The sequence below is a fragment of the Tenacibaculum sp. SG-28 genome (genome assembly GCF_002954385.1).
Taxonomy (GTDB): Bacteria; Bacteroidota; Bacteroidia; order Flavobacteriales; family Flavobacteriaceae; genus Polaribacter.
The window spans coordinates 33412-35138 of record NZ_MQVY01000001.1 but is presented as its reverse complement, the minus strand read 5'-3'; the positions used below and the strand labels follow the sequence as shown (position 1 = coordinate 35138).

The window sequence follows — 1727 nt, the reverse complement described above, 5'->3', positions numbered from 1 at the left end:
GGAAACATTCGCTGAGTTTCCTCCTAGGCAAGAATCAGCTTCTTTAGATATTAATAAAGCAATAACTAAAATTCTTACCGCAGGAAATAACTAAAAACAATTATAATAAATACAGTTCAAATTGAATTTGAACTGTATTTAATTTACAGAGGTATGCAATTAGGAAAAAATAGCTTGATAATTTTAGGGGTATTATTTACGCTATCGTGTTCGCGATCATCCAATAAGCCCCCTGTTGTAGTATCCGAAAATAAATACTGCTATCTAACTTCCCCCGACATTCCGGGGAAGCAATATTTATCGGAGAAGTTTTTAACTACTATAGCCAACATACAAACCAATCCAACGAAAAAAGAAAGTCTCGAGGGTATGGTTTACTTAAAAGGTGGAAATTTTGCAATGGGAGCAGATACCCCTGCACAACACAATACAATGCAAGCCACAGCACTTCCGCAAAATGATGAATTTCCAAAACACCAGGTAATGGTTAGCGGTTTCTATATGGACACCCATGAAGTAACAGTTGGTGAGTTTGAGGAATTTGTAAAAGCTACCAACTACATCACAGTTGCAGAAATGGATATTAATTGGGAGGAACTAAAAAAACAATTGCCTGAGGGAACTCCAAAGCCACTAGAGGAAGACTTAAAAGCTGGAAGTCTTATTTTCAATTATATTGAAGAGACAGTAGCAAAAAACAATCAGGAAAGTTGGTGGACATTTCAAAAAGGAATTTCATGGCGAAACCCAAATGGCTTACACCCAAGTTTAGAAACCATTAAAAACAATCCTGTAACCCATGTTTCTTGGTATGACGCATTAGCCTACGCGAAATGGGTTGGTAAACGTTTGCCAACCGAAGCAGAATACGAATACGCAATGCGTGGTGGCGCAAATAACACGATGTATCCATGGGGAAATGAAAAATTAGATACGCTACAATATCGAGGAAATTTTTTCCAAGGAAAATTTCCGTATCGAAACACCTCGGAAGATGGGTATGAAAGAGTAGCGCCAGTAATGTCGTTTTCTGCTAATGGTTACGGGCTTTACGATATTTCAGGAAATGTTTGGGAATGGACCATGGACTGGTATAGTGCAAAATACTACACCGATTTACAAAACAATACCATAACTAACAATCCACAAGGCCCCGATCAAACCTATGAAGTATACAACACAAATGCAATTCATAAGGTAGTAAGAGGAGGATCGTTTTTATGTAATGATTCCTGGTGCTCTGGATACAGAAATGCGAGAAGAATGCGCTTAAGTCCAGATTCTGGAATGGAACATCTTGGCTTTAGACTGGTTAGAGATATAAATTAATTAAATAAATCGACCTAACTAAGTTCCTGTAATCTTTTAAAACTTTACATACATTATGTTGCATTACGTTTGCTAATAATTCACATGAAAGGCGATTCATAATTTAACTTTACAACAACAAAAGACCCTTTGCTACTCATTACCAGCTATTTATTTTAAAAATTAACATCTAAATAAAATTTAATAACTATATTAGAAGGGCTAACTAAAGCCTGTATATCTATTTACCATAGCATAATTATTTTTAAATAAATAATGTTTATCAAAACTAAATTAACTTAATTTTTAGAAATTTACTATTTTGCACTTAATTAAAAATCATGAATATGAAAAACTTTAACTACAAATGGACGCTAGCCATTTTTATTCTAGCAATCAGTGCTACATTTGCACAACAG

Annotated in this window: 1 protein-coding gene; it reads left to right on the top strand. The window is 34.8% G+C overall.

Annotated features, from left to right (window positions below; all coding sequences use genetic code 11):
- Positions 1 to 153 precede the first annotated feature (153 nt).
- Positions 154 to 1329, top strand: coding sequence for a formylglycine-generating enzyme family protein (locus BSU00_RS00140; RefSeq protein WP_105002600.1), 1176 nt, complete (start codon positions 154 to 156; stop codon positions 1327 to 1329).
- Positions 1330 to 1727 lie beyond the last annotated feature (398 nt).